This window comes from Pseudolysinimonas sp. (assembly GCF_039912695.1).
Classification (GTDB): Bacteria; Actinomycetota; Actinomycetes; order Actinomycetales; family Microbacteriaceae; genus Pseudolysinimonas_A.
In genome coordinates this window covers 11,218-33,173 of sequence record NZ_JBDSPJ010000021.1, presented here as the reverse complement: position 1 = coordinate 33,173, position 21,956 = coordinate 11,218, and the positions used below count along the sequence as shown (strand labels likewise).

Below are 21,956 nucleotides of genomic sequence, written 5' to 3'. Positions count from 1 at the left end.
TCACGCCGTAACGAGCGACAACACGAGAAAGATCAGACCGAGGAGCGGTGCCACGCCCTGGGTCGCCGCGGCGCGAGCGAGTTTCGGATTCGACGAGATCAGCACGATCGACGCCAGGATCATGCTGGCAAGGGCGAAGATCGTGATCGCAATACCGCCGTCACGCGAGATCCCGGTGCCGAGCAGCACCAGCCCGATGCCCGCGCCGAGCGCGAGAAAAACGTTGTAGAAACCTTGGTTGTAGGCCATCGGACGCAACACCTCGGCGTCACGTTCGTTGGCTACCCCAAACCGCTTCCAGGTCGACGGTCGGCTCCAGAGGACACTCTCGAGAGCGAAGATGAGCAAGTGGATGATGGCGGCCACGGCGACAAACGCCATCCCGAGGATCGCAAAAACGGTGTTCATGATTCGAAGTATCGCAGCAAAACCTGACGCAACCGGCGGATCAGCCGAACAGCACGCGGGCCTCGTCGTAGCGATCTTGGGGCACGGTTTTGAGCTTCCCCAACGCATCCGAGAACGGAACCTTCACGATGTCCGTGCCGTGCAGCGCGACCATCTCGCCCCAGCGCTCTTCGCGAATCATCTCGATCGCCGCCATCCCGTATCGGGTCGCCAGGACGCGGTCGTAGGCGGTCGGTGTGCCGCCGCGCTGGATGTGGCCCAGGGTGGTCGAGCGCGTCTCGATGCCCAGCCGCTCTTCGATCATCGGGGCGAGGTATTCACCGATGCCACCGAGTCGCGGTCGCCCGAATGCGTCGAGGCCGCGCTCGGAGTGAGCGTCGTCCATGGTGTCGAGTTTGAAGCCTTCGGCAACCGCGATCAGGGGCGCGCGACCGCGTGAGCGGGCGCTGTCGACCCACGAACAGATCTGGTCGATGCTCGTCTTCTGTTCGGGGATCAGGATCGCGTGGGCTCCGGCAGCCATCCCGGAGTGCAGGGCAATCCAGCCAACGTGCCGACCCATCACCTCGGCGACCATGCAGCGACCGTGCGAGTCGCCGGTCGTGCGGAGGCGGTCCATGGCATCCGTCGCAATCTGCACGGCGGTGTCGAACCCGAAGGTGTAGTCGGTCGCGGACAGATCGTTGTCGATCGTCTTGGGAACTCCGACGATGTGGATGCCTTCCGCCGAGAGCCGCTGCGCCGCGGCAAGCGTGCCTTCGCCGCCAATCGCGATCAGTGCGTCGACGCCCCCCTCTTCCATCACCTGGCGCACGCGTTCAACGCCGCCGAAGTCGAACGGGTTGGTACGTGACGAACCGAGGATGGTGCCGCCCTGTTTTGAGATGCCCATCACCTGCGGACGCCCCAGTGGCACGGTGTCGTTCTCGACCAGACCCTTCCAACCCCAGCGGTAGCCGACGAACTCAAGGTCATACAGCTTGCTCCCGGTGAACACGGAAGCTCGGATGACGGCATTCAGCCCAGGACAGTCGCCACCGCTGGTGAGAATTCCGACGCTCATAGACACATTCTGCCGTGTACGGAGAACCCGACATGTCGGATGCAAGGTCTCGCGCAAACAATGCCGGTATCGCTAGAGTCAGGGTCGGTCCGACGCATGTCGTGCCTCGCATACCAAAAGGAGTAACCCATGTCAGCACCCATGCCGGCTTCCCCGGCTCCGATGGCCCCCGTCTCCGACGGCAAGACCCTTGGCATCGTCGGCCTCGTGCTGGCGTTCGTGTTCTCTATCGCCGGTCTCATCGTGAGCCTCATCGCTCGCGGTCAGTCGAAGCGCGCGGGAGTTGAGAACACCCCCGCCACGGTGGGCATCGTGATCAGCATCCTCGGCATCATCGCCTACGTGATCATCGGCATCCTCCTCGTCCTGGGCTTTCTGGCGTTGATCGCTGCGTGCCAGTCGCTGGGCACCGGCATTCACGACTACAACGGCGCGACGATCACCTGCGGCTAAGCACGCTCGACACGGGGTGGGCTGGGGCGGTCGACGACCCTCGGGCTCACCCCTTCTGCATCTCGTCGTCGTCTGCCGGGAGTAACCTCCTCCCGATGCTGAGCACGACCTATGCCCCCGCGACTGCGGTGTCGCTGGCGCTCGTCCTCGGGTCTCTCGCGCAGGGTCGCAGCGACCCGACGTTCCGTGTCGAGTCGGGGTCGTGGTGGCTCGCGTTCACTACCCCCGACGGCCCCGCCACTCTGCGCCTCCGAACGATCATCGATGGGATCGAGGCGCAGTCCTGGGGGGCGGGCGCCGCTCACGCTCTCGAGGGTGTTCCCGATCTGCTGGGCGCCCGCGACGATGCGTCGGGTTTTGATCCCTCCCGGCATCCGCTCATCGCCGAGCTGCATCACCGGTTTCCCGGCCTGCGCCTGACCCGAGCGGCACGCGTGATGGCTTTTCTGGTGCCGACGGTGCTCGGCCAGAAGGTGACGGGTCTGGAGCAGAAGCGTGCGTGGCGTGAGTTGGTGCTGCGGCACGGGGAGCCCGCACCCGGTCCGGCGCCCCGCGGAATGCGGGTCGCTCCGGCACCCGACCGCTGGCGCAAGGTTCCCTCGTGGGAGTGGCACACGGCCGGGGTCGGGCCGCAGCGCTCGGACACGATCATGCGTGCCGTGAAAGTGGGGGACGCCCTGGAACGCATCGTTGCGGTCGACGCGGCGGAGGCATCCCGGCGGTTGCGCACGATCGCGGGCATCGGGGTGTGGACGGCGGCCGAGGTGGTGCAACGGTCGCACGGTGATTCGGATGCGGTGAGCGTCGGAGACTTCCATCTCAGCAAGGCCGTGGGCACGGCCCTCATCGGCAAGCGGGTCGACGACGACGGGATGCTCGAGTTGCTCGAACCGTGGCGGGGTCATCGCCAGCGGGTGGTGCGGCTGATCGAGGCCGCGGGAATCGGCTACGAGCGGCACGGGCCGCGGTTCGCGCCGCCCGAGCACCGCGCTCGCTGAACCCTAGGAGGCCTCGAGTACGGCCATCGCGGCGTTGTGTCCCCCGATGCCGCTGACCGCGCCGCCGCGCTGCGCCCCCGCTCCGCACAGCAGGATGCGGTCGTTCGCTGTCGCGACGCCCCAGCGTTGCGCGGGAGTCGACAGCGTCGCGTCATCTTCGGCGAACGGCCACGACAGGGGGCCGTGAAAGATGTTGCCGCCCGGCATCGAGAGCGCGTGTTCGAGGTCGAGGGTCGTCTTCGTCTCGATGCACGGGCGCCCGTCGCCGTCGGTCAGCACGAGGTCGGCGAGCGGCTCTGCGAGTACGGCGTCGAGGGACCTCAGCACCGCCGCCTGGAATTCGTCACGGCGTGCGTCGTTGGTGCCCTCGGTGACGAGCCGGTCCGGTGCCTGAAGCGCAAAGACGGTCAGGGTTTGCGCTCCGGCCGCCTGCAGTTCTGGCGACAGGATCGTCGGATCGGTGAGGGAGTGACAGTAGATCTCGCACGGCAGTGGATCGGGGATGCGGCCGGCGACCGCTTCGGCATAGGCGGAGGCGAGGCGCTCCCAGCCTTCGTTGGCGTGGAAGGTGCCGCCGAATGCGGCCACCGGATCCACTGACGCGTCGCGCAGTCGCGGCAGCCGTTTCAACAGCAGGTTGACCTTGACCTGAGCACCTTCGGGGCGGGGCGACTCTTCGCCGAGCAGTCGGGCGAGCTCGTGCGGCGCGACGCCCGACAGAACCACCTCCGCGGCAATCCGATGTTCGGCGTCGAGAGCGCGATAGACGACTTCGCCGTCCGGGGTGATCGAGGTGACCTCTGCTCCCGAAATCAGTTCGGCGCCCGCCTCGACCGCGGCATGCCAGAGGGCACCGCTGACCGATCCCATGCCGCCCACCGGCACGTCCCAGTCACCGGTACCGCCGCCAATCACGTGGTACAGAAAGCAGCGATTCGCCGCGAGGGTCTCGTCGAGCGGCGGGGCGAAGGTGCCGATCAGGGCGTCGGTCGCGACGACGCCGCGCACCAGGTCGGTGCTGAACCGGCTGGTGATCGCGGCGCCAACGGGTTGCTCGATGAAGGCATCCCAAGCCGCGTCGTCGCCGAGCAGGCGCCGCGCCTCGGAGCGGGTGGGAAGGGGTTCGGTAACCGTGGGAAACAACGCCCGTGCGAGGCGAGCGGTCGCACCGTAGAAGTCTCCCCAGGCGTCGGCATCCGCCGAAGCACCGAGGGTGCCGAATGAGGCAGCGGTCCCGGCCGGGTCACCAGTGTCGACCAGAAGCCCGCGCGCGGTGCCGGGCTCGGGCGTGTACGAGGAGTAGCGACGACGGGCCAGACGGATGTCGAGGCCGAGATCGCGGATGATCCGTTGCGGCAGCAGGCTCACCAGGTACGAGTAGCGGGAGAGTCGCGCGGCGATTCCCGTGAAGGCTTCCGCCGAAACCGCGGCACCCCCGAAAGCATCCAGTCGCTCGAGAACCACCACCCGCTTGCCGGCCGCCGCCAGGTAGGCCGCCGCAGTCAGGGCGTTGTGGCCGCCGCCGACGATCGCGACATCGACGCGATCGGTCACGCGCCGACCGTGCGTTGGGCGTCGAGCCCGGCGTCAATCTCGCACGCCACCGGGTTGAGCTTGCCGAGCACGCGCACGGCCGCCTGGCGCATGACGTCTTTTTCTTCCGGTTCCAGTTCGTTGAAGAACAGGTCGCGGATCGCGGCGGCGTGTTCGCTCATCGCGCTGAGCAGCAGCCGTCGCCCCTCGGCCTCGAGGGTGACCCAGGTTCCGCGTGCATCGTCTTCACACTCGACGCGCTTCAGGAGCCCGCGAGCCTCCATACGTGCCACCTGGTGCGACACCCGGCTCTTCTCCCAGGCGAGCAGTTCGCCCAGTTCCCCCGTGCGCAGGCGACGATCCGGTGCCTCAAACAGAGCGAGCAGGATGCCGTAGTCGGCCTGCGAAATCCCGGCGTCGCGCTGCAGTTGGCGATCAAGCGCACGTGACAGTTGCTGGTTCATGGATCGGTAGGAACGCCAGAGCTCCCAGTCCGCAGCAGACACCTCGGAGACCGTCGACATGGGTGCCATGCTACCGAGCCGCCTATCCTCGAACCCATGGCCGATTCGCAGCTCCCGACGCTCGCGGACGTCGACGACCTCGTACGTCGTTGGCTCGATCGCAGCGAAGGGGCAGAAGTCGACGCGAGCTCGCAGCGATTGAGTGGTTTGCTCAAGGATCCGCGCGGCCTCGAGTTCACCCTCGGTTTCGTCGACCGGGTGATTCGTCCCGAGGATCTGCGGGTCGCGGCGCGCAATCTCGAACGGCTCTCTCACCGAGTGCCGCAATTCCTGCCCTGGTATCTGCGGGTCGCCATCATCGCGGGGGGCGGGTTCGGCGTCATCCTGCCCCAACCGATCATCCCGATTGCTCGACTCGTGTTTCGGCGCATGGTGCGTCACCTGGTCGTGGATGCGTCGTCGAAGCGTCTGGGCAAGATTCTGGGTGGCCTGCGACGGCCCGGCGTGCGGCTCAACATCAACCTGCTCGGCGAAGCGGTCCTGGGCGAACGCGAGGCCGCCCGCCGCCTGGCGGGTACGACAGAACTGCTCAGTCGACCCGACGTCGACTACGTCTCGGTGAAGATCTCCTCGATCGCCAGCCAGATCACGATGTGGGGGTTCGACGCGGCCGTCGAGCGCGTCGTCGAACGCCTGACGCCGCTGTACGAGAAGGCCGCCAAGACGCGCGCGACGAAGTTCATCAACCTCGACATGGAGGAGTACCGCGACCTCGACCTGACGATTGCCGTCTTCACCCGGTTGCTCTCCCAGCCGGAGTTGAAGAACCTCGAAGCCGGGATCGTGCTGCAGGCCTACCTCCCCGATGCGTTGCCCGCGTTGCAGCGACTTACGGCCTGGGCTCGAGACCGGGTCGCCGCGGGTGGCGCCGGCATCAAGGTGCGCATCGTGAAGGGCGCAAACCTCGCGATGGAGCGCGTCGACGCCACGCTGCACGGCTGGCCGCTCGCGACCTGGGGGTCGAAAGCTGAGACCGACGCGCACTACAAGCGGATGCTCGACTTCGCCCTGCATCCCGAGCACACCGACGCCGTGCGGATCGGCGTCGCCGGCCACAACCTGTTCGATCTGGCCTTCGCCCACCTGCTCGCCAAGAGCCGTGGGGTGGCGAGCCGGGTCGAGTTCGAGATGCTGCTCGGGATGGCGCCTGCCCTGGCCGACGCGGTGCGGGTCGATACCGGAGGGGTGCTGCTGTACACGCCGGTCGTGCATCCCGGCGAGTTTGACGCCGCGATCTCGTACCTGGTACGACGGCTGGAAGAAAACGCCAGCCCCGACAACTTCTTGCCCGCCCTCGGCGACCTCGACGACGAGAGTGTCTTCACTCGGGAGGAGGGCCGCTTCGAGGCCGCGCTTGACCTGCTGAGCCGGCCCGGCATCCCGACCGCCCACCGAGTGCAAGACCGCCTGCATCCGGAGCTGCCTCAAGCCCCGGTTCCTTTTGCCAACGAGCCGGATACCGACTCCGCTGTTCCCGGAAATCGACTGTGGGCGGCGGCGCTGCTCGCTCGGGCAGAGAGCTCGACGCTGGGTGCCGAGACCCTGGCGGCGGCCCGACTCACCGACGTCGACCGGGTGCGTGCCCGCGCTCGGGATGCGGCTGCGGCCGGTTCCGACTGGGGCCGGGTCGAGGGCAGCAAGCGGGCCGACACTCTCGATCAGGTGGGCGAGGTGCTCGCCGCCTTCCGAGGGCGTCTCGTCGAGGTCATGGTCTCCGAAACCGGCAAGACCCTGGCCGAAGCGGATGTCGAAGTCAGCGAGGCGATTGACTTCGCGTACTACTACGCGGCTCGCGCCCGCGAGTTGGCCGGCATCAGCGGGGCGACCTTCATACCCGTTGCGCTGACCGTGGTGACTCCGCCGTGGAACTTCCCGGTCTCGATCCCCGCGGGGGGAGTCCTCGCGGCGCTCGCCGCCGGAAGTGCTGTGCTGTTCAAGCCGGCCCCGCAGGCGCTGCGCTGCGGTGCCGTGCTCGCTGAAGCGCTCTGGGAGGCTGGCGTGCCTCGCGAGGTGCTGGGCCTGGTCGACACGGGCGAAGGCGACGCGGGACAGGCGCTGATTACGGCTCCCGAGGTCGGCCGAGTCGTCTTGACCGGATCGATTGAGACGGCGGCACTCTTCAGGTCGTGGAGATCTGACCTGCCGCTGCTCGCCGAGACGAGCGGCAAGAACTCCATCATCGTGACGCCGAGCGCCGACCTCGACCTCGCCGTGGCCGACATCGTGAAGAGCGCGTTCGGCAATGCTGGCCAGAAGTGCTCGGCGGCGTCGCTCGCCATCCTGGTCGGTTCGGTCGCTAGCTCGGAACGCTTCCGACGCCAGTTGGCGGATGCCGTCACGAGTCTGGCAGTCGGCGATCCGACCGATCCGGCGACCCAGGTCGGGCCGGTCATCGAACCGCCAACCGGCAAGCTCGCGCGAGGCCTCACGCAGCTCGCCGAGGGCGAGAGTTGGCTGGTGAAGCCGAGGCAACTGGATGACTCCGACAAGTTGTGGTCACCCGGGGTGCGGGACGGCGTCGCGTCAGGCAGCGACTTTCATCGCACCGAGTTCTTCGGGCCGGTTCTCGGATTGATGACGGCGGCGACGCTGAGCGAAGCGATCGCCCTGCAGAACGCGACCGATTTCGGGTTGACCGCCGGCATCCATTCCCTCGACGTGCAGGAGGTCGCGGCCTGGGTCGACGCGGTGCAAGCCGGCAACCTGTACGTGAATCGCCCGATCACCGGGGCTATCGTGCGCCGTCAGCCGTTTGGCGGCTGGAAGCGTTCGTCGGTCGGACCCGGCGCGAAGGCCGGCGGCCCGAACACCTTGCTCGTACTCGGCGACTGGGAGTCAGTCGACTTCGATCAGGCCGACGACATCACCCTCGACGGGCTCGATGATCGGGTGCGCGCGACCATCGAAGCATTCCAGCCCGCCCTCGAGTTCGCCGCCTTCGACCGGGTGCGTCAGGCCGCGTTCGGCGACGAAGACGCCTGGGCTACGGAATTCAGCCGCTCAGCCGACCCCTCGGCGCTCGGTGTCGAGCGCAACGTCTTTCGGTATCGCCCGGCCGAGGTCGTCATCCGGCTCGCCGAATCGGGAGACCTGGCCGATCTCGCTCGCGTGCTCGTCGCGGGAGTTCGCGCCCGGGCCCGGCTGCTGATCAGCACCGCGGTTCCCCTTCCTGCCGGGATGCTGCCCTACGTCGACGACGGCACGGCGTTCGGCCGAACGCTGCTCGGCATCCTGGGGGTGAAGGTCGAAACCGATGCCGCCTTCGAAGCCCGCGTTGCTCGCGGACTCCCGGCGCGAATTCGGCTCATCGGGGGCGACGCCTCCGAGTTGGCTCAGGCGACCGGCGGGTCGCCCGACGTCGCGATCTGGGCGGGAGCCGTCACCAATGCCGGCCGGATCGAGATGCTGCCATTCCTCAAGGAGCAGGCGATCTCGGTCACCGCTCACCGGTTCGGCAACCCCGACCGCGACCTCGCCGGACTGGTGCTGTAGCCCGGCGTTAGGGCACGGCGTTTAGGACGTTGTAGGCGCGTTCGCCTGACGGACGATGTCGTCGAGCATGTCCTGGGTGATTGCCCCGTTGCTCATCGCGACGACTTTCTCGACGCGAAAGAGCTTGAACGGGCCCAGCATCTTTTCGTCGACCCCGAACTGCGTCAGCAGGTCGCGCACGATCGGGCCGCCGGTGGGATGTTTCAACCAGGTGCCCAGGGTGTCTTGGGTGGTGAGTTGTTTCGGGGGAGCCATACGACGATCCGACCACACCCGGCGGCGCAAAGGCTGGATGACGGTCAGCCCGCGCGAAGGGTGACCGCGAGTCCGTCGATCGCGTGTTCCAGCCGAACCAGGCCGAAGGCGGGAGAGGTCGCCTCGGTGGCCGGTGTCGACTCCTCGCGGCGCAACGACGGGGTGCCTGTCAACTGGGCGCGCACTGCGGCGACCTTCGCCTCGACGACCGCGACCGCGTCGCTGAAGCCCGGTTGGTCAACCACCCGTGAGCGGTAGTCGTGCACGGCTGCGCGCAGCTCGCGGGCGACCACACCGCCCGCCCCGATCTGCTCGGCCAGGATGCGTTGGTGGCGTGACAGCGGCCACCCACGTCGCGACGATTGGGCTTCGGTGCGCAGCTCGGCGAAGCGCTGGTTGGCGACGCGTCCGGCCTGGGTGACCACGTCATCCCGTTCGCCGGCGCCAATCGCGGTGAGAGTCGTGGCGACCTCGGCGATCGCGCTGTCGGCGTGGCGTCGCAGGGCCTCGCCCGCGCGCGCCGGAAGGACCGCGAACCCGACGGCCGCGCCGATGACGGCACCGATCGCGGTGAGCAGGGCGCGCGATCCGAGGGTGTCGAGGCGATCGTCACCGGTCTGCCCGAAGAGTACCGAGACGATCACGGTGAGAAAGAAGATGCTGCCGCCGTAGGCGATTTCGGCGACATATTGCTGCAGAAAAATCGCCACGAGAGCAATGATCGCGACGAGCACGAGGGCGTCGTGGGTGAGCCAGGCGAGGGCCAGGCCGACCGGAAGACCGACCAGTGCTCCGAGCACGCGGCGGTAGCCCTTACTGAGGGATGCCGTTGCCGACGTCATGCCGAACACCATGACGAGCGCCGCGAGCACGCACCAGTACCAGTGCCGCGCATCGATGAGTTGACCAACGATGAGCGCGAAGACGACGGCGACCAGAAGTTGGGTTCCGACCGAGAGCAGGCTTCGACCGACCCGCCGCCAGTCGACCGCAACCGGCGCATGCGGCGCGTCGAGCCCAGCCCGGAGCGCCGTGACCTGCGCCGTTCCGCGGCGCGAGGGGAGCCGGTCGTCGGCTTGCCACATCGGGTCGCGGATGAGTTCGTCGAGGTCGCCCGAGTCGCCCCCCGCGAGTGCCTTATCGACGGCGACCTCGAATCGCACCTCGAGGTCGGCAAGAGCCGACCCGTCGCCCGCGCGAAGCACCTCGGGCCAGGCGTCAGGATCGGCGGCGATGCGAGCGCGGGTCGCCGAAATCGCCGCGCTGAACGCCGCGAGGTGGCGACGCGCGGCGGCAGCACCGTGCGCAACGGCGAGCGGCATCTGCTCGGCGAGGGCGTGCACACTCGCGATGATCCGGCGAATCTCGAGTCGCGGACGCTCGCGCAAGACAACCCCGAGCACGACCGCCGACAGGCCTGCGGCGACCAAGATCGCGCCAGCTGACCAGGGCAGGTCGTTCCAGGTCGGTCGCACGATGGACGCCGACACGTAAGCGGCGAGTCCGCCGAGGGCAATCAGCGTGCCCGCCCGCCCGAGCAGAGTCGAGGCGACCACGACCATCCCGAGCACAAAGAAGACCACCGCGGTCAGGATCCATTGGTCGAGCACGAGGATGCCGAGCACGAGACCCGCGATGCCCGAGGGCGCGAGCAGCAGCAGCGGCACAAAGCGCAACCGGAGCCGAAACCCCATCCCGATGGTCATGCTGGCAACCGAGGCGACCAAGATGCCCGGTACGGCGAGCGCCCACGCGACCCCGAGCAGACCGAAGGCTGTCAGGAGCACGATTACCACGACGCCGAAACTCACGGTTGCGCGCACCGCTGCGCCCAGCCGACGAAGACCCGGGTCGGCCGCGTAGACCGCGAGCTGCAGATCGCTCATAGGTCAATCATGACGGCCCGCGGCTGGGCTCACGCCCGCTCCGCGCTCGCCGCTACTCGTACGAGCGGTGCACCAGACGCGAGAGCACAATCGCGCTGCGGGTGTGATCGACGCTGGGTGCGACCCGAATCCGCTCCAGCGCATCCTCGAGACTCGGGATGTCGCGGGACCGCACGTGCACGATCGCATCGGCGTCGCCCGTGATGGTTGCGGCATCTTGCACCTCGGGCACGGCGGAGAGGATGCGGCGCAGGTCGTCGGGCGAAACAGTGCCGCGACAAAACAGTTCGACGTAGGCCTCGGTGGCAAGGCCATCGACGACAGGGTCAACCTGAACCGTGAACGCCCGAATGACCCTGTCGGCGACGAGTCGATCGACGCGCCGCTTGACTGCTGACGCTGAAAGACCGATCTTGTTGCCGATATCGCCGTACCCGGCGCGCGAGTTCTGCCGAAGCAGGTCGATGATCCCGTAGTCGAGGTTGTCCACGGATTCAGGGTACGCGGGATCGTTGCGTCGCCACGCAACAATCTGCAGTGATGGTGCGTACCACGCTGCGAAACAGCGGATGGTTGCGTGTCATCCTGGTTGGATGACGGATACTGCACGCCGGTCGGCCTCTCAGGAGCCGACTGCGGCGAAGTCGGCGGCGCCGCAGGAACGGGTCGCCACTCAACGGACCGTCCTGATGTGCCGCCCGGAACACTTCACCGTGAGCTACCGCATCAACCCGTGGATGCATCCCGAAGACCCCACCGACACCTCACTCGCCGTTCGGCAGTGGGAGGAGCTGTACAAGATTTACCTCGATCTCGGATTCGAGGTCGAGTTGATCGCTCCCATCCCCGGATTGCCGGACATGGTCTACGCCGCGAACGGCGGCTTCACGCTCGACGGAATCGCCTACGGTGCCAAGTTCCAGTACCCCGAGCGTGGCCCCGAAGGTCCCGCGTACATGGAGTGGTTTGCCGCCAACGGTTTCGAGGTGCGCGAGCCGGTCTCGGTCAACGAGGGCGAGGGCGACTTTTTGCTGGTCGGCGACCGCATTCTGGCGGGCACCGGATTTCGCAGCGACGCCGCATCGCACGACGAACTGCGGCGCATCTACGGTGACCGCGAGGTCGTCACTCTGACGCTCATCGACCCCAGCTTTTACCACCTCGATACCGCGATCGCCGTGCTCGATCCGGTGCCCGTGAATGGGCACAGCAACATCGCCTTCCTGCCGAAGGCATTCGACGCGCACTCGCTCGACATCCTCGACGAGTTGTATCCGGATGCGGTGGTCGTGAACGACGACGACGCGGCGGTCCTCGGACTCAATAGCTTCAGCGACGGCAAGAACGTGGTCATCGCATCCCGTGCGGTCGGTTTCGAGGCGTCGCTGCGCGAGCGCGGTTACACCCCCATCGGTGTCGACCTGTCAGAACTGCTGCTGGGCGGCGGCGGCGTCAAGTGCTGCACGCTCGAGCTGCGCCGATGACGCTCGGCACCGGGGTCGGCTCCGACGAAGCGATCGCGCTCGCCGAAGAGTTCGGTGCGCACAACTACCACCCGCTGCCGGTCGTCGCAGCGACGGCGGAGGGTGCCTGGGTCACCGATCCCGAAGGCAACCGGTATCTCGACTGCCTCGCCGCCTACTCGGCCGTGAATTTCGGGCACGGGCATCCGGTGCTTCTTGCTGCCGCTCGCGACCAGCTCGACCGAGTGACGTTGACCAGCCGCGCCTTCCACAACGACCGCCTCGGCCCCTTCCTCGAAGCGCTCGCGAAGCTGGCCCGCAAAGAGATGGTGCTGCCGATGAACACCGGCGCTGAAGCCGTCGAGTCGGGCATCAAGATTGCTCGCGCCTGGGGCTACCGGGTCAAGGGTGTGCCCGACGGCCGGGCGAAGATCATTGTCGCGGACGGCAACTTTCACGGCCGCACGACGACGATCGTCGGCTTCTCCTCCGACCCGCAGGCTCGGGACGGTTTCGGTCCTTTCACTCCCGGGTTCGTCAGCGTGCCGTACGGTGACGCAGCGGCACTTGAGGCGGCCCTCGACGACGACACCGTCGCGGTGTTGCTCGAACCGATTCAGGGCGAAGCAGGTGTCATCGTGCCGCCGCCGGGATACCTCGCCGAGGTGCGCCGAATGACGGCCGAACGCAACATCCTGTTCATCGCCGACGAGATCCAGTCGGGGCTCGGACGCACCGGCGCGACGTTCCAGTGTGACAATGACGACGTCATCCCCGATCTCTACCTGCTCGGCAAGGCACTCGGTGGTGGCATCCTCCCCGTCAGTGCGGTCGTTGGCAATCGGGATGTTCTCGGGGTGCTGCACCCCGGAGAGCACGGTTCGACGTTCGGCGGCAACCCGCTCGCGGCGGCGGTCGGACTCGCGGTGGTCGACCTGCTCGAGACCGGGGAGTACCAGGCCCGGGCGCGCGACCTCGGTGAGCACCTGCGGGAGCGGCTTCTCGCCCTTGTCGGTCACGGCGTCGTCGCGGTTCGCAGCGTTGGGCTCTGGGCGGGCGTCGACATCGACCCCACGCTCGGCAGCGGGCGCGAGGTGTGCGAACGGCTGATGGCACGCGGTGTGTTGGCGAAAGACACGCACGGTTCGACGATCCGACTCGCCCCGCCACTCGTGGTCGAGCGTGCCGACCTTGACCTCGCCGTTGATGCGCTCGCGGCCGTGCTCGACGAACTGCGCGCGTCGCCCGCCAAGCACTAAGGGCCGGCTAGCTCTGGTAGATCCGTTAGCTCCGGTAGAAGGGGATCGCGAGGGGGTTCTTGAACTCCTCGCCTTTGGATGCCTTGACGGTGCCGATGATGGTCACGATCACGTGAGTGATGGCGAGAGCACCGAGCACCAGAAGCGGGGTGCCCGTCGGCAGGAAGCCCGTCGTGTGGTTTGCCGCCGCGATGCCGGTCAGAACGATCTGCACGGCGGCGATCACGATCGCCAGAATGAGCAGGGTGGCGCCCCAGTTCGCACCGCTGCGGGCGGTGCGTCGAGCGATCGGGCCGCGTGCGCGCACCGACGGGTAACTGAGCAGCATCGCCACCCCCGCTACGAGGATGCCGACCAAGGGAACCGGGATGAAGCACAGGAAGCCGAGAGCGTGGGTCAGGGTTCCCCGGTCGGCGACCGCGGCCGCTGGACCCATCTGGTAACCCGGAGGCGTGCCGTAGGGCGGCGGCGGTGTGCCGTACGCGGGTGGCGTGGTGGGCGCATTCGGATCGGACATAGTCCGACGGTAGCGGCTCTGCGCATCCTCAACCGAGCGCCATCAACACCCTCCGCGTAACCTGAGCGGGTGTCTTCGCTGACCCCCGAATTGCTCGACCGCATCCGCTCCCGCGCCGCCGGGTACGACCGCGACAACGTGTTCTTCACTGAGGACCTCGACGAACTGCGCGCCGCCGGTTACCTCGCACCGCGCAGCCTGCTCGAGACGGCGCGCGACCAGCGCCTTCTCGCCGCCTACGCCCCCGCGACCGCGCTCGGTATCAACATGCACCTCGTCTGGACCGGCGTCGCTCGGGTGCTCTCCGAGCGCGGCGACCATTCGCTGGATTGGGTGCTGAAGGATGCCGAGGCTGGCGAACTCTTCGCGTTCGGCAACAGCGAAGGAGGTAACGACCTCGTGCTCTGGGACTCGCTGACCACCGCAGACGCCGTCGACGGCGGCTTCGCCTTCACGGGCACGAAGATCTTCACCTCACTCGCCCCCGCCTGGACGCGACTCGGCATCTTCGGCAAACAGTCCGACGGCCCGGAGGGGCCGAGGTTGGTGCACGGCTTCCTCACGCGGGAGACGGCTGCAACCCCCGTTGAGGGTGTCACGACACTCGACGACTGGGACACACTCGGGATGCGGGCGACGCAGAGCAACACGACACGACTCGATCACGCCCTCGTCGCCACCGACCACGTGACGCGCTTTCTGCCGGTCGGCCCCAACGCCGACCCCTTCGTCTTCGGCATCTTCGCGAACTTCCTGCTGCTGATCGGGTCGGTCTACGCCGGAATCGCCGACCGCGCCCTCGAACTGGGCGTCGAGGCGGCGCAGAAGCGAACCAGCCTCAAGAACGGCGGCGCGACCTACGCTCAGGACCCCGACATCCGGTGGCGTCTGGCGGATGCCGCGCTCGCCCTCGATGCGCTGCGTCCCGATCTTGAAACCCTCACCGCGGATGTCGACAACCTCGTGAACCACGGCGGCGACTGGTTCCGCTACCTCACCGGCGCCAAGCACCGGGCCACCGAGACCGCTCGGTACGTCGTCGATCAGGCCATGAGGGTCGCGGGGGGCGGCGGCTACCGGTCCGCATCGGAACTAGCCCGCCTGCAACGCGACGTGCTCGCCGGCATCTACCACCCGTCCGACACCGAGTCCCTGCACTCGACCGTCGCGACCAACCTGTTGGGACCCCTTTCGTGAAGCTGGCAACGCTGCGCCGGGATGGCGCCACCTTCACGGTTCGCATCGACCCGGAGGGTGCGGTCGAGATCTCCGGCTTCGCGGATGTCGGAGCGCTTCTCGCCGATCCCGCGTGGCGCGAGATTGCGACCCGGGCGACCGGTCACGCCACGCCGCTCGAGGTGATCGACAGCGATGCGTGGGCGCCGATCATCCCGCAGCCGCGCAAGATCATTTGCGTCGGAGTGAACTACCGCGCCCACATCGCCGAGATGGGCCGCGAGGTGCCGGACTACCCGACCCTGTTCACGAAGTACCCCGAAGCGCTCATTGGCGCCGGCGACCCCATCATCGTTGCGCCCTACGCCGCTGACTTCGTCGACTGGGAGGCCGAACTCGCGATCGTGATCGGCACGCGAGTGCGGCGGGCGTCGGAGCAGGATGCCGCTGCCGCGATCGCGGGATACACCGTGCTCAACGACGTGAGCATGCGCGACTGGCAGAACCGCACGCTGCAGTGGCTGCCGGGCAAGAGTTTCGAGCACACCACTCCCGTCGGACCCGTGTTGGCGACGGCCGACGAGGTACCGGCATCCGCCCGCATCACGACCGAGGTCGACGGTGAGCTGCTGCAAGACGGCAGGATCGACGACCTGGTATTCGGGCCGGCGGCGATCGTTGCGTACATCTCGCAGATCTTCCCGCTCGACCCCGGCGACATCATCGCGACCGGAACTCCCGGCGGCGTCGGGCACGCTCGAACGCCCCCCCGCTACCTTTCGGAGGGACAGGAGGTCGTCACGACGATCGAGGGGATCGGGTCGCTGCGCAACGTCGTCGTCGTGAGCGGCTGAGTCGCGCACGCACGTGGGTCAGGCGAGCCAACCCTGCTCGCGCAGCCAGTCGGCGCAGAGTTCGGTCCACCGCTCGGCCTCGCCGGCACCCTTCGCCAGGTTGAGCCCGTGCTTGCCGCGCTCGAAGACATGCAAAGCATGCGGCACCTGGGCGGCGGCGAGCGCCATCCCGAGCAGGTAGGCGTGCTGCACCGGAACGACGGCGTCTTCGGCGGTGTGCCAGACGAAGAACGGCGGCGCTTTCGGGTGCACGAGCAGGTCGACCGAGGTGGCCGCCCGCAGTTCAGGTGACGCGTCGAGACCGATCAGGTTCTGCCGCGACTCCCGGTGGGTGTCGAGCATCATCGACACGACCGGGTAGCAGAGGATGGCGAGGTCGACCCGCTCGCGATCGGACCCTCCGGGGGCGAGGGCGGCGTGGCCGGCTGCGTGCCCACCCGCTGAGAAGCCGAGCAGTGCGATCCGGTCGGCTCCGGCATCCCGACGTGCCCGGATCTCGCCACGGATCGCATCGACCACGGCCGGATGCTGAGTGCGCACCGGGTAGCGGAACACGCTGGCCGACAGGCCGAGGGTCTCGAGCCACTCGACGATCGGCTCGGCCTCATTGTCGGAAAGTCGCCCGTACCCGCCGCCGGGCAGAATGATTACGTGGTCGCGCGTCATGCGCCCAGGCTATTTGCCCGACACCGAGGTCTCACGCACGCGGGTGGGCACCAAGTTGGGCAAATAGCCATCAGGCTCGCGGGGTCAGCCGCTCGAGCTGGGTCACGTGCTTCGGTTCGAGTTCGGCGAGGGATGCCGTGCCGAGCAGCGTCATCGTGCGCACCAGCTCGGTCGACAGAATCTCGATCGTGCGGTCAACTCCGCGCCGACCGCCGGCCATCAGGCCGTACAGGTAGGCCCGTCCGATCATCGTGAATTTCGCGCCGAGGGCGATCGAGGCGACGATGTCGGCCCCCGACATGATGCCGGTGTCGACGCCGATCTCGACATCCTTGCCGACCTCACGCACGACCGCGGGGAGCAGGTGGAACGGGATCGGTGCCCGGTCGAGCTGACGTCCGCCGTGGTTCGACAGGATGACGCCATCCACCCCCAGGTCGGCGAGTTTCTTCGAATCCTCGACGGTCTGCACACCTTTGATCACCAGCTTCCCCGGCCAGATGCCGCGGATGACGTCGAGATCGTCCAACGAGATCGTCGGGTCCATCGCGGCGTTCAGCAGTTCACCCACCGTGCCGCCGGTCGTCGACAGTGATGCGAATTCGAGCTTCGGGGTCGTCAGAAAGTCCCACCACCACCACGGGCGAGGGATCGCGTTGATGATCGTGCCGACGGTGAGCGCCGGCGGAATCGAGAAGCCGTTGCGCTTGTCACGCAGCCGGGCGCCCGCCACCGGGGTGTCGACAGTGAATTGCAGCGTGTCGAACCCGGCCGCGGCGGCACGTTTCACCAGGTCGTACGAGATCTCGCGATCGCGCATCACGTAGAGCTGAAACCAGTTGCGCCCATCAGGGTTGGCGGCCTTCACGTTCTCGATCGAGGTCGTGCCGAGAGTCGACAGCGTGAACGGGATGCCGGCTGCCCCCGCGGCACTCGCACCGGCGAGTTCGCCCTGCGTCTGCATGAGCCGAGTGAATCCGGTGGGCGCGATCGCGAACGGCATCGCTGACGGCCCACCGAGGATCGTGGATGAGGTGTCGACATCCGACATGCCGCGTAGGATGCCGGGGTTGAACTCAACGTCCTCGAAAGCCTGGCGCGCGCGCGCGAGCGACAGTTCCTGCTCGGCCGCGCCGTCGGTGTAGTCGAACGCGGCCTTCGGGGTGCGGCGTTTCGCGATCATCCTGAGGTCGGCGATCGTGAGCGCACCCTGCAAACGGCGCGTCGTCGCGTTGAGCACCGGCGTCTTGAACTTCAGCAGTTCAAAGATCTGCGGTGGGCTCGGGACCTGGCGTCGCTGCTTCTGCGCCTTGGTGAGTTTTGGAGTGGGCGGTTTCGGGGTGGGCATCGAGGCGTCTTTCATCAGTGAGTGGCGTCGTAGTGCGTAAGCAGGGCATCCCGAGCGTTCTCGATGTGGCCGAGCGCGCGCCCGCGTGCGAGGTCGGCGTTGCCCGCCGTGACCGCGTCGAGGATGCCTTGGTGCTGCTCAGCAACCAGCCCCGAGCTGAGCAGGTGGTTGGCCTGCACCTGTCCAATGCAGAGTTCGATCTCACCCATCAGCAGGTCGTGCAGGCGGGTCAGACGCGGACTCGGTTGCGCAGCGACCAGGGCACGGTGGAAGGCGGCGTCTTCGCGGGCGATCGACCTACCGGTGCGAGTCGAATCGAGCAGCGCCCGGTGCGCCTCCAGCGCCGCCGATGGGATGCGACCCCCACGTGCTAGGGCCGCCATCGCTTCGGGTTCGACGAGAGCGCGGGCGTCGTATAGGTCGACGATGTCATCCCGACTCAGATCCGGGACCCGGGCGGCGTGGTGACGCTCCCGCCGCAGGAGTCCGTCGGCGACGAGACGCTCGATCGCCAGTTTCGCGGTGGGCCGTGCCACGCCGAACTGCAACACGACGGAGGCTTCGGTCACGCTCGCGCCGGGTGCTTCGGTCTGGTCGAGGATGCGCTCGCGGAGCGTCTCATACAGTGCGCTCGCCGGGATGACGTCTGCCGTGAACATTGGCAGACAATCTCACAGCTTGTCAGGCAATGTCAATCACGGAGATGTGGATCGACTACTTCGCCGACGGGTGCCCATCGGTCAGGTCGATCGCCTCGAGTGCGTACCCCGCGGTGTATTTGCGCTTCGGGTCAAGTTCGTCGATGAGGGCGACCAGGGCCCTCTGGATATCGACCAGCCTGCCGAAATCCCCCTTCGATACCAGCGCCATCCCTGTGTCGATTGACGTGAACCAGTCGCGAAACTCCTCCTCGCGGCGGTACTTCGCCACGAACGCGGCGTAGCCGGCGACGTGCGGGATGCGCACCGACGACTCGGGCAGGGTCTCCCAGGTGAGCATGAGTTCGCCGATGGCGCGCTGTTCGGTGGTGAAGAACAAGAAGCCCTCAGAGCCTTCGCTGCGACGCAGGGTCTTCAGCACATTGTCGATCAGCCGCTGAACCGAGAGGTCGCGACCACCCTCGCCGCTCGACGACAGAACCGCTTGACGCCGGGCCTCGATCCACCCGAAGTAGTGCGCGAACAGAAAGGCGGTCGAAGCCTTCGCGTAGTCACCGTGACTCTTGTAACGGTCTTGGATCCCGACCCAGCCGGACTCGACGATGTTGAAGATCCGGGACTGGAGTTCGGCCGCGGCCTGGGCGAGTGGTTCGTAGACGCGCTCGGCAGCCTTGATCGCCGACTGCTCCTCCTGGCGGGCGTCGCGCTCCGCCTCCAGCTCGTGGCTGAGCCGCTGGGTGCGCACGGAGAACAACCCGGTCACCACGACGCTGCCGACGCTCAGCAGCAGGGCGATGATCGTCAAGAGGGAATCGCTGCTCATCCCCGCATGGTAATCCCGAGCCTCCCCGGCTTTGTTAGGCAACCCTTATGTAAGCTCGAGGATCGTGACTGTCCGCCGCCCGCTAGTGCCAGCGCTGCTGCTCGTGGCGGCGCTCGCCGGGTGTACCGTCCCCGTTGCCGACGTCACCCCGCCGGTTCAGACGGTTCAGGATGATCGCCCGCTCGCGGATCTCAACCTCGTCGCCGATCCGCGCAGCCAGGTTGGTCCGAACACCGCGGTGCTCGCCTCGGAGAGGATCGTGCCGGTCACCGTCGACCCCTCCCAGATCCTCCCCGCGCAGGTCGTCTCGCACGATCCCGGCGGTGACCTCAACATCGCGGTCTCCGACACCTCTCGCGTGATCGGACTCGACCTGGCTGGCTCGATCGCCGCGACGATCCAAGGCCTCGGGTTCGGTGACACCCTGGTCGGGCGCGACATTTCGACGACCTTCCCCGAGGCAGCGGATCTTCCTGTCGTGACCTCCGGCGGACACACCATCGACGCCGAGAGTGTGCTCAAGCTGCGGCCGACTCTGATCATCACCGACGGCACGATCGGCCCGCGCGACGTGCTGACGCAGCTGCGGCAGTCCGGCGTCACGGTCGTGTTCGTGACCAACGAACCCTCCTTCACGGGGGCTGCTGACCTCGCCCGGACGGTCGCGGCCGCGCTCGGCGCTCCGGATGTCGGCGAGCTCCTGGCCACCCGCATCCAGACCGATGTCGCCGCGAAGATCGCCGAGATCGCGGCCATCGCCCCCGCCGACCCGGCGAACCGCGTGCGGATCATCTTTCTCTACCTGCGCGGCAGCTCAGGCATCTACTACCTCTTCGGAGAGCAGTCGGGTGCCGACCGTTTGATCGACGGCCTCGGCGCAGTGGATGTCGCGCGCGAGATCGGGTGGGACGGCGAGAAGCCCATGACCGACGAAGCGATCGTCGCGGCGAACCCCGACCTCATCCTGGTGATGACGGATGGCATCGCCTCAGCCGGCGGCATCGACGGGTTGCTGAAGGCGAAGCCCGCGATCGCCCTCACCGCTGCCGGCAAAAACCGACGGTTCGTTGACATGGCCGACGGCGACATCCTGAGCTTCGGGCCAAGGTCTGCCGATGTGCTCGACGCGCTTGCCCGGGCGATCTACGCTCCGGCCGGCTCGTAACGTCGCGGGGGGAACGCGCGCGCGACGATTGAGCGCAGGGCCTCGAGGTCTCCGGACACGAAACCCTGCGCCCGCGCCTGCACCAGCACGTTGCCGATCGCGGTGGCCTCGACAGGCCCGGCCAGCACGGGGAGCCCGGTTGCGTCAGCCGTGAGCTGGCAGAGCAGCTCGTTCTGACTGCCGCCTCCGACGATGTGCACGACCTCGACCGGCAGGCCGCTCAGCTCCGACGCGAGGCGGATGTTTTGCGCGTACGCCTGAGCCAGACTCACGAGGATCGAGCGGACGAACTCCGGCCGCGACGCCGGAACGGGTCGACCGTGTGCGGTCAGCCACCGCGCGATGCGAGTCGGCATGTCGCCCGGCGCCAGGAACGTCTCGTCGTCGGCGTCGAACACCGGCACCGCCGAGGTCACCGCTGAGGCCTGAGCGAGCAGTGCGGGCAGGGAGATCGTCGTGCCGTCGCGCTCCCAGTCGCGGACGCATTCGGTGAGCAGCCAGAGGCCCATGACGTTGTGCAGGAACCGCACCCGCCCGTCGACGCCACCCTCGTTGGTGAAGTTGGCCGCGCGGGCCCCTTCGCTGAGTACCGGCTTCTCGAGTTCGACGCCGACGAGCGACCAGGTTCCGCTCGAGATGTAGGCATGATTCGGGCCGTGAGCAGGCACCGCGACGACAGCTGATGCGGTGTCGTGCGTGCCGACGGCCGTGAAGACCGCCCGGGTGTCGCCGATGCCGCGCACCGCCGAAGACCCGAGGCCACCGAGCTCGGTTCCGGCGCCGACCAGGGTCGGGAAGATCTTCGTCGGCAGCAGGAGTCGCGCGGTGAGCTCGGCATCCCATTGCGAGGTTTCGACACCGAGCAGCCCGGTGGTCGACGCGTTTGTCCGCTCGGCGACGGCTTCGCCCGTGAGCCAATACGCGAACAGGTCGGGCACCAGCAGAAACTGGTCGGCGACCTCGAGGTGTCCCGCCAGACGGTCGGCCGTGAACTGGTACAGGGTGTTGAACGGCAGGTACTGCAGGCCGTTGCGGCGGTACAGCTCGTCGGGCGATACGAGCGCGTGCACCGCGTCGACTCCCGCGAGGTTGCGTTCATCGCGATACGAGTACGGCGCGCCAGCGAGGCGGCCGTCGCGCAGCAAACCGTAGTCGACCGCCCAGGAGTCGATGCCGATGCTCGCCAGCTGCGGCTCCTGTCGCACGGCCGCCGCGAGACCTTCGACGACGTCGCGGTACAGCTCGAGGATGCTCCAGTGCAGCCCGTCGATCGTGCGAACCGGTGAGTTGCGAAAGCGGGCGACGTCGGTGAGCGCCAGTTCGTCATGCCCGACATACCCGAGCAGCACCCGTCCGCTCGTCGCGCCGAGGTCGACCGCTGCGACCACTCCCGAACGTGCGCTCATGCCGAGAT

The 21,956-nt window shown here is 67.5% G+C and carries 21 protein-coding genes; 8 read left to right on the top strand and 13 right to left on the bottom strand.

Going from position 1 to position 21,956, the window contains the following annotated elements:
• Positions 1 to 408: a DUF1304 domain-containing protein gene (locus ABIR17_RS07500; RefSeq protein WP_348003758.1), complete on the bottom strand. Its 408-nt coding sequence runs from the start codon at positions 406 to 408 to the stop codon at positions 1 to 3.
• Positions 409 to 448: 40 nt separating this feature from the next.
• A complete protein-coding gene (locus ABIR17_RS07495; protein WP_348003757.1) occupies positions 449 to 1,471 on the bottom strand; it encodes a 6-phosphofructokinase in 1,023 nt (340 codons plus the stop codon).
• 162 nt (positions 1,472 to 1,633) lie between these two features.
• Here ABIR17_RS07495 and ABIR17_RS07490 point away from each other — a divergent pair, with 162 nt between their 5' ends.
• Together ABIR17_RS07490 and ABIR17_RS07485 are read left to right on the top strand one after the other, a co-directional pair.
• On the top strand, positions 1,634 to 1,924 hold the full coding sequence (locus tag ABIR17_RS07490; RefSeq protein WP_348003756.1) for a hypothetical protein: 291 nt from the start codon (positions 1,634 to 1,636) through the stop codon (positions 1,922 to 1,924).
• Positions 1,925 to 2,019: 95 nt separating this feature from the next.
• A complete protein-coding gene (locus ABIR17_RS07485) occupies positions 2,020 to 2,922 on the top strand; it encodes a DNA-3-methyladenine glycosylase 2 family protein (protein ID WP_348003755.1) in 903 nt (300 codons plus the stop codon).
• Positions 2,923 to 2,925: 3 nt separating this feature from the next.
• Here ABIR17_RS07485 and ABIR17_RS07480 read toward each other — a convergent pair whose 3' ends face one another.
• Together ABIR17_RS07480 and ABIR17_RS07475 are read right to left on the bottom strand one after the other, a co-directional pair.
• A complete protein-coding gene (locus ABIR17_RS07480) occupies positions 2,926 to 4,476 on the bottom strand; it encodes an NAD(P)/FAD-dependent oxidoreductase (protein WP_348003754.1) in 1,551 nt (516 codons plus the stop codon).
• Entirely contained in the window at positions 4,473 to 4,979 is a 507-nt protein-coding gene (locus tag ABIR17_RS07475) for a MarR family winged helix-turn-helix transcriptional regulator (protein WP_348003753.1), read from the bottom strand. The genes ABIR17_RS07480 and ABIR17_RS07475 overlap by 4 nt, the downstream gene beginning before the upstream one ends.
• Before the next feature lie 36 nt (positions 4,980 to 5,015).
• Between ABIR17_RS07475 and ABIR17_RS07470 the strand changes: the two genes are divergently transcribed.
• The gene (locus tag ABIR17_RS07470; RefSeq protein ID WP_348003752.1) at positions 5,016 to 8,471 is read left to right on the top strand and encodes a bifunctional proline dehydrogenase/L-glutamate gamma-semialdehyde dehydrogenase; all 3,456 of its coding nucleotides are present in this window, start codon (positions 5,016 to 5,018) and stop codon (positions 8,469 to 8,471) included.
• Between the two features lie 21 nt (positions 8,472 to 8,492).
• Here the strand turns inward: ABIR17_RS07470 and ABIR17_RS07465 are convergent, their stop codons facing one another.
• From ABIR17_RS07465 to ABIR17_RS07455, 3 genes are read right to left on the bottom strand one after another with little or no spacing between them, the layout of a single operon-like run.
• Positions 8,493 to 8,726: a hypothetical protein gene (locus ABIR17_RS07465; protein ID WP_348003751.1), complete on the bottom strand. Its 234-nt coding sequence runs from the start codon at positions 8,724 to 8,726 to the stop codon at positions 8,493 to 8,495.
• 44 nt (positions 8,727 to 8,770) lie between these two features.
• Entirely contained in the window at positions 8,771 to 10,612 is a 1,842-nt protein-coding gene (locus tag ABIR17_RS07460) for an FUSC family protein (protein WP_348003750.1), read from the bottom strand.
• 52 nt (positions 10,613 to 10,664) lie between these two features.
• Positions 10,665 to 11,102, bottom strand: a complete 438-nt coding sequence (locus ABIR17_RS07455; RefSeq protein WP_348003749.1) for an Lrp/AsnC family transcriptional regulator — start codon at positions 11,100 to 11,102, stop codon at positions 10,665 to 10,667.
• Between the two features lie 103 nt (positions 11,103 to 11,205).
• Between ABIR17_RS07455 and ddaH the strand changes: the two genes are divergently transcribed.
• Both ddaH and rocD read left to right on the top strand, forming a co-directional pair.
• Entirely contained in the window at positions 11,206 to 12,096 is an 891-nt protein-coding gene (ddaH, locus tag ABIR17_RS07450; RefSeq protein WP_348003748.1) for a dimethylargininase, read from the top strand.
• Complete coding sequence (gene rocD / locus ABIR17_RS07445) at positions 12,093 to 13,334, top strand: ornithine--oxo-acid transaminase (protein ID WP_348003747.1); 1,242 nt, start codon at positions 12,093 to 12,095, stop codon at positions 13,332 to 13,334. The genes ddaH and rocD overlap by 4 nt, the downstream gene beginning before the upstream one ends.
• A gap of 25 nt (positions 13,335 to 13,359) precedes the next feature.
• On the opposite strand, the gene ABIR17_RS07440 is transcribed toward rocD, so the two are convergent.
• The gene (locus ABIR17_RS07440; protein WP_348003746.1) at positions 13,360 to 13,851 is read right to left on the bottom strand and encodes a DUF4870 domain-containing protein; all 492 of its coding nucleotides are present in this window, start codon (positions 13,849 to 13,851) and stop codon (positions 13,360 to 13,362) included.
• Between the two features lie 69 nt (positions 13,852 to 13,920).
• Between ABIR17_RS07440 and ABIR17_RS07435 the strand changes: the two genes are divergently transcribed.
• Positions 13,921 to 15,048: an acyl-CoA dehydrogenase family protein gene (locus ABIR17_RS07435; RefSeq protein WP_348003745.1), complete on the top strand. Its 1,128-nt coding sequence runs from the start codon at positions 13,921 to 13,923 to the stop codon at positions 15,046 to 15,048.
• Complete coding sequence (locus tag ABIR17_RS07430; RefSeq protein ID WP_348003744.1) at positions 15,045 to 15,881, top strand: fumarylacetoacetate hydrolase family protein; 837 nt, start codon at positions 15,045 to 15,047, stop codon at positions 15,879 to 15,881. The genes ABIR17_RS07435 and ABIR17_RS07430 overlap by 4 nt, the downstream gene beginning before the upstream one ends.
• An 18-nt stretch (positions 15,882 to 15,899) precedes the next feature.
• On the opposite strand, the gene ABIR17_RS07425 is transcribed toward ABIR17_RS07430, so the two are convergent.
• The 4 genes from ABIR17_RS07425 to ABIR17_RS07410 form a co-directional block, all read right to left on the bottom strand.
• Positions 15,900 to 16,547: a prolyl oligopeptidase family serine peptidase gene (locus ABIR17_RS07425; RefSeq protein ID WP_348003743.1), complete on the bottom strand. Its 648-nt coding sequence runs from the start codon at positions 16,545 to 16,547 to the stop codon at positions 15,900 to 15,902.
• A gap of 70 nt (positions 16,548 to 16,617) precedes the next feature.
• Positions 16,618 to 17,895 (bottom strand): alpha-hydroxy acid oxidase, encoded by a 1,278-nt coding sequence (locus ABIR17_RS07420; protein ID WP_348003896.1) that lies wholly within the window; start codon positions 17,893 to 17,895, stop codon positions 16,618 to 16,620.
• Positions 17,896 to 17,909: 14 nt separating this feature from the next.
• A complete protein-coding gene (locus tag ABIR17_RS07415) occupies positions 17,910 to 18,554 on the bottom strand; it encodes a GntR family transcriptional regulator (protein WP_348003742.1) in 645 nt (214 codons plus the stop codon).
• Between the two features lie 55 nt (positions 18,555 to 18,609).
• Positions 18,610 to 19,377, bottom strand: a complete 768-nt coding sequence (locus ABIR17_RS07410; protein WP_348003741.1) for a hypothetical protein — start codon at positions 19,375 to 19,377, stop codon at positions 18,610 to 18,612.
• Between the two features lie 64 nt (positions 19,378 to 19,441).
• Here ABIR17_RS07410 and ABIR17_RS07405 point away from each other — a divergent pair, with 64 nt between their 5' ends.
• Entirely contained in the window at positions 19,442 to 20,542 is a 1,101-nt protein-coding gene (locus ABIR17_RS07405; RefSeq protein ID WP_348003740.1) for an ABC transporter substrate-binding protein, read from the top strand.
• Here ABIR17_RS07405 and ABIR17_RS07400 read toward each other — a convergent pair.
• Positions 20,521 to 21,948, bottom strand: a complete 1,428-nt coding sequence (locus ABIR17_RS07400; RefSeq protein ID WP_348003739.1) for a rhamnulokinase family protein — start codon at positions 21,946 to 21,948, stop codon at positions 20,521 to 20,523. The two genes, ABIR17_RS07405 and ABIR17_RS07400, sit on opposite strands and share 22 nt — an antisense overlap.
• Between the last annotated feature and the right edge of the window lie 8 nt (positions 21,949 to 21,956).

Bases quoted from the DNA above. Each gene is read 5' to 3' on its own strand.
- ABIR17_RS07495 (WP_348003757.1), bottom strand. From the start codon at position 1,471: ATGAGCGTCGGAATTCTCACCAGCGGTGGCGACTGTCCTGGGCTGAAT.
- ABIR17_RS07500 (WP_348003758.1), bottom strand. From the start codon at position 408: ATGAACACCGTTTTTGCGATCCTCGGGATGGCGTTTGTCGCCGTGGCC.
- ABIR17_RS07440 (WP_348003746.1), bottom strand. From the start codon at position 13,851: ATGTCCGATCCGAATGCGCCCACCACGCCACCCGCGTACGGCACACCG.
- ABIR17_RS07410 (WP_348003741.1), bottom strand. From the start codon at position 19,377: ATGAGCAGCGATTCCCTCTTGACGATCATCGCCCTGCTGCTGAGCGTC.
- ABIR17_RS07460 (WP_348003750.1), bottom strand. From the start codon at position 10,612: ATGAGCGATCTGCAGCTCGCGGTCTACGCGGCCGACCCGGGTCTTCGT.
- ABIR17_RS07470 (WP_348003752.1), top strand. From the start codon at position 5,016: ATGGCCGATTCGCAGCTCCCGACGCTCGCGGACGTCGACGACCTCGTA.
- ABIR17_RS07485 (WP_348003755.1), top strand. From the start codon at position 2,020: ATGCTGAGCACGACCTATGCCCCCGCGACTGCGGTGTCGCTGGCGCTC.
- ddaH (WP_348003748.1), top strand. From the start codon at position 11,206: ATGACGGATACTGCACGCCGGTCGGCCTCTCAGGAGCCGACTGCGGCG.
- ABIR17_RS07420 (WP_348003896.1), bottom strand. From the start codon at position 17,895: ATGCCCACCCCGAAACCGCCCACTCCAAAACTCACCAAGGCGCAGAAG.
- ABIR17_RS07400 (WP_348003739.1), bottom strand. From the start codon at position 21,948: ATGAGCGCACGTTCGGGAGTGGTCGCAGCGGTCGACCTCGGCGCGACG.
- ABIR17_RS07415 (WP_348003742.1), bottom strand. From the start codon at position 18,554: ATGTTCACGGCAGACGTCATCCCGGCGAGCGCACTGTATGAGACGCTC.
- ABIR17_RS07490 (WP_348003756.1), top strand. From the start codon at position 1,634: ATGGCCCCCGTCTCCGACGGCAAGACCCTTGGCATCGTCGGCCTCGTG.
- ABIR17_RS07465 (WP_348003751.1), bottom strand. From the start codon at position 8,726: ATGGCTCCCCCGAAACAACTCACCACCCAAGACACCCTGGGCACCTGG.
- ABIR17_RS07475 (WP_348003753.1), bottom strand. From the start codon at position 4,979: ATGTCGACGGTCTCCGAGGTGTCTGCTGCGGACTGGGAGCTCTGGCGT.
- ABIR17_RS07425 (WP_348003743.1), bottom strand. From the start codon at position 16,547: ATGACGCGCGACCACGTAATCATTCTGCCCGGCGGCGGGTACGGGCGA.
- rocD (WP_348003747.1), top strand. From the start codon at position 12,093: ATGACGCTCGGCACCGGGGTCGGCTCCGACGAAGCGATCGCGCTCGCC.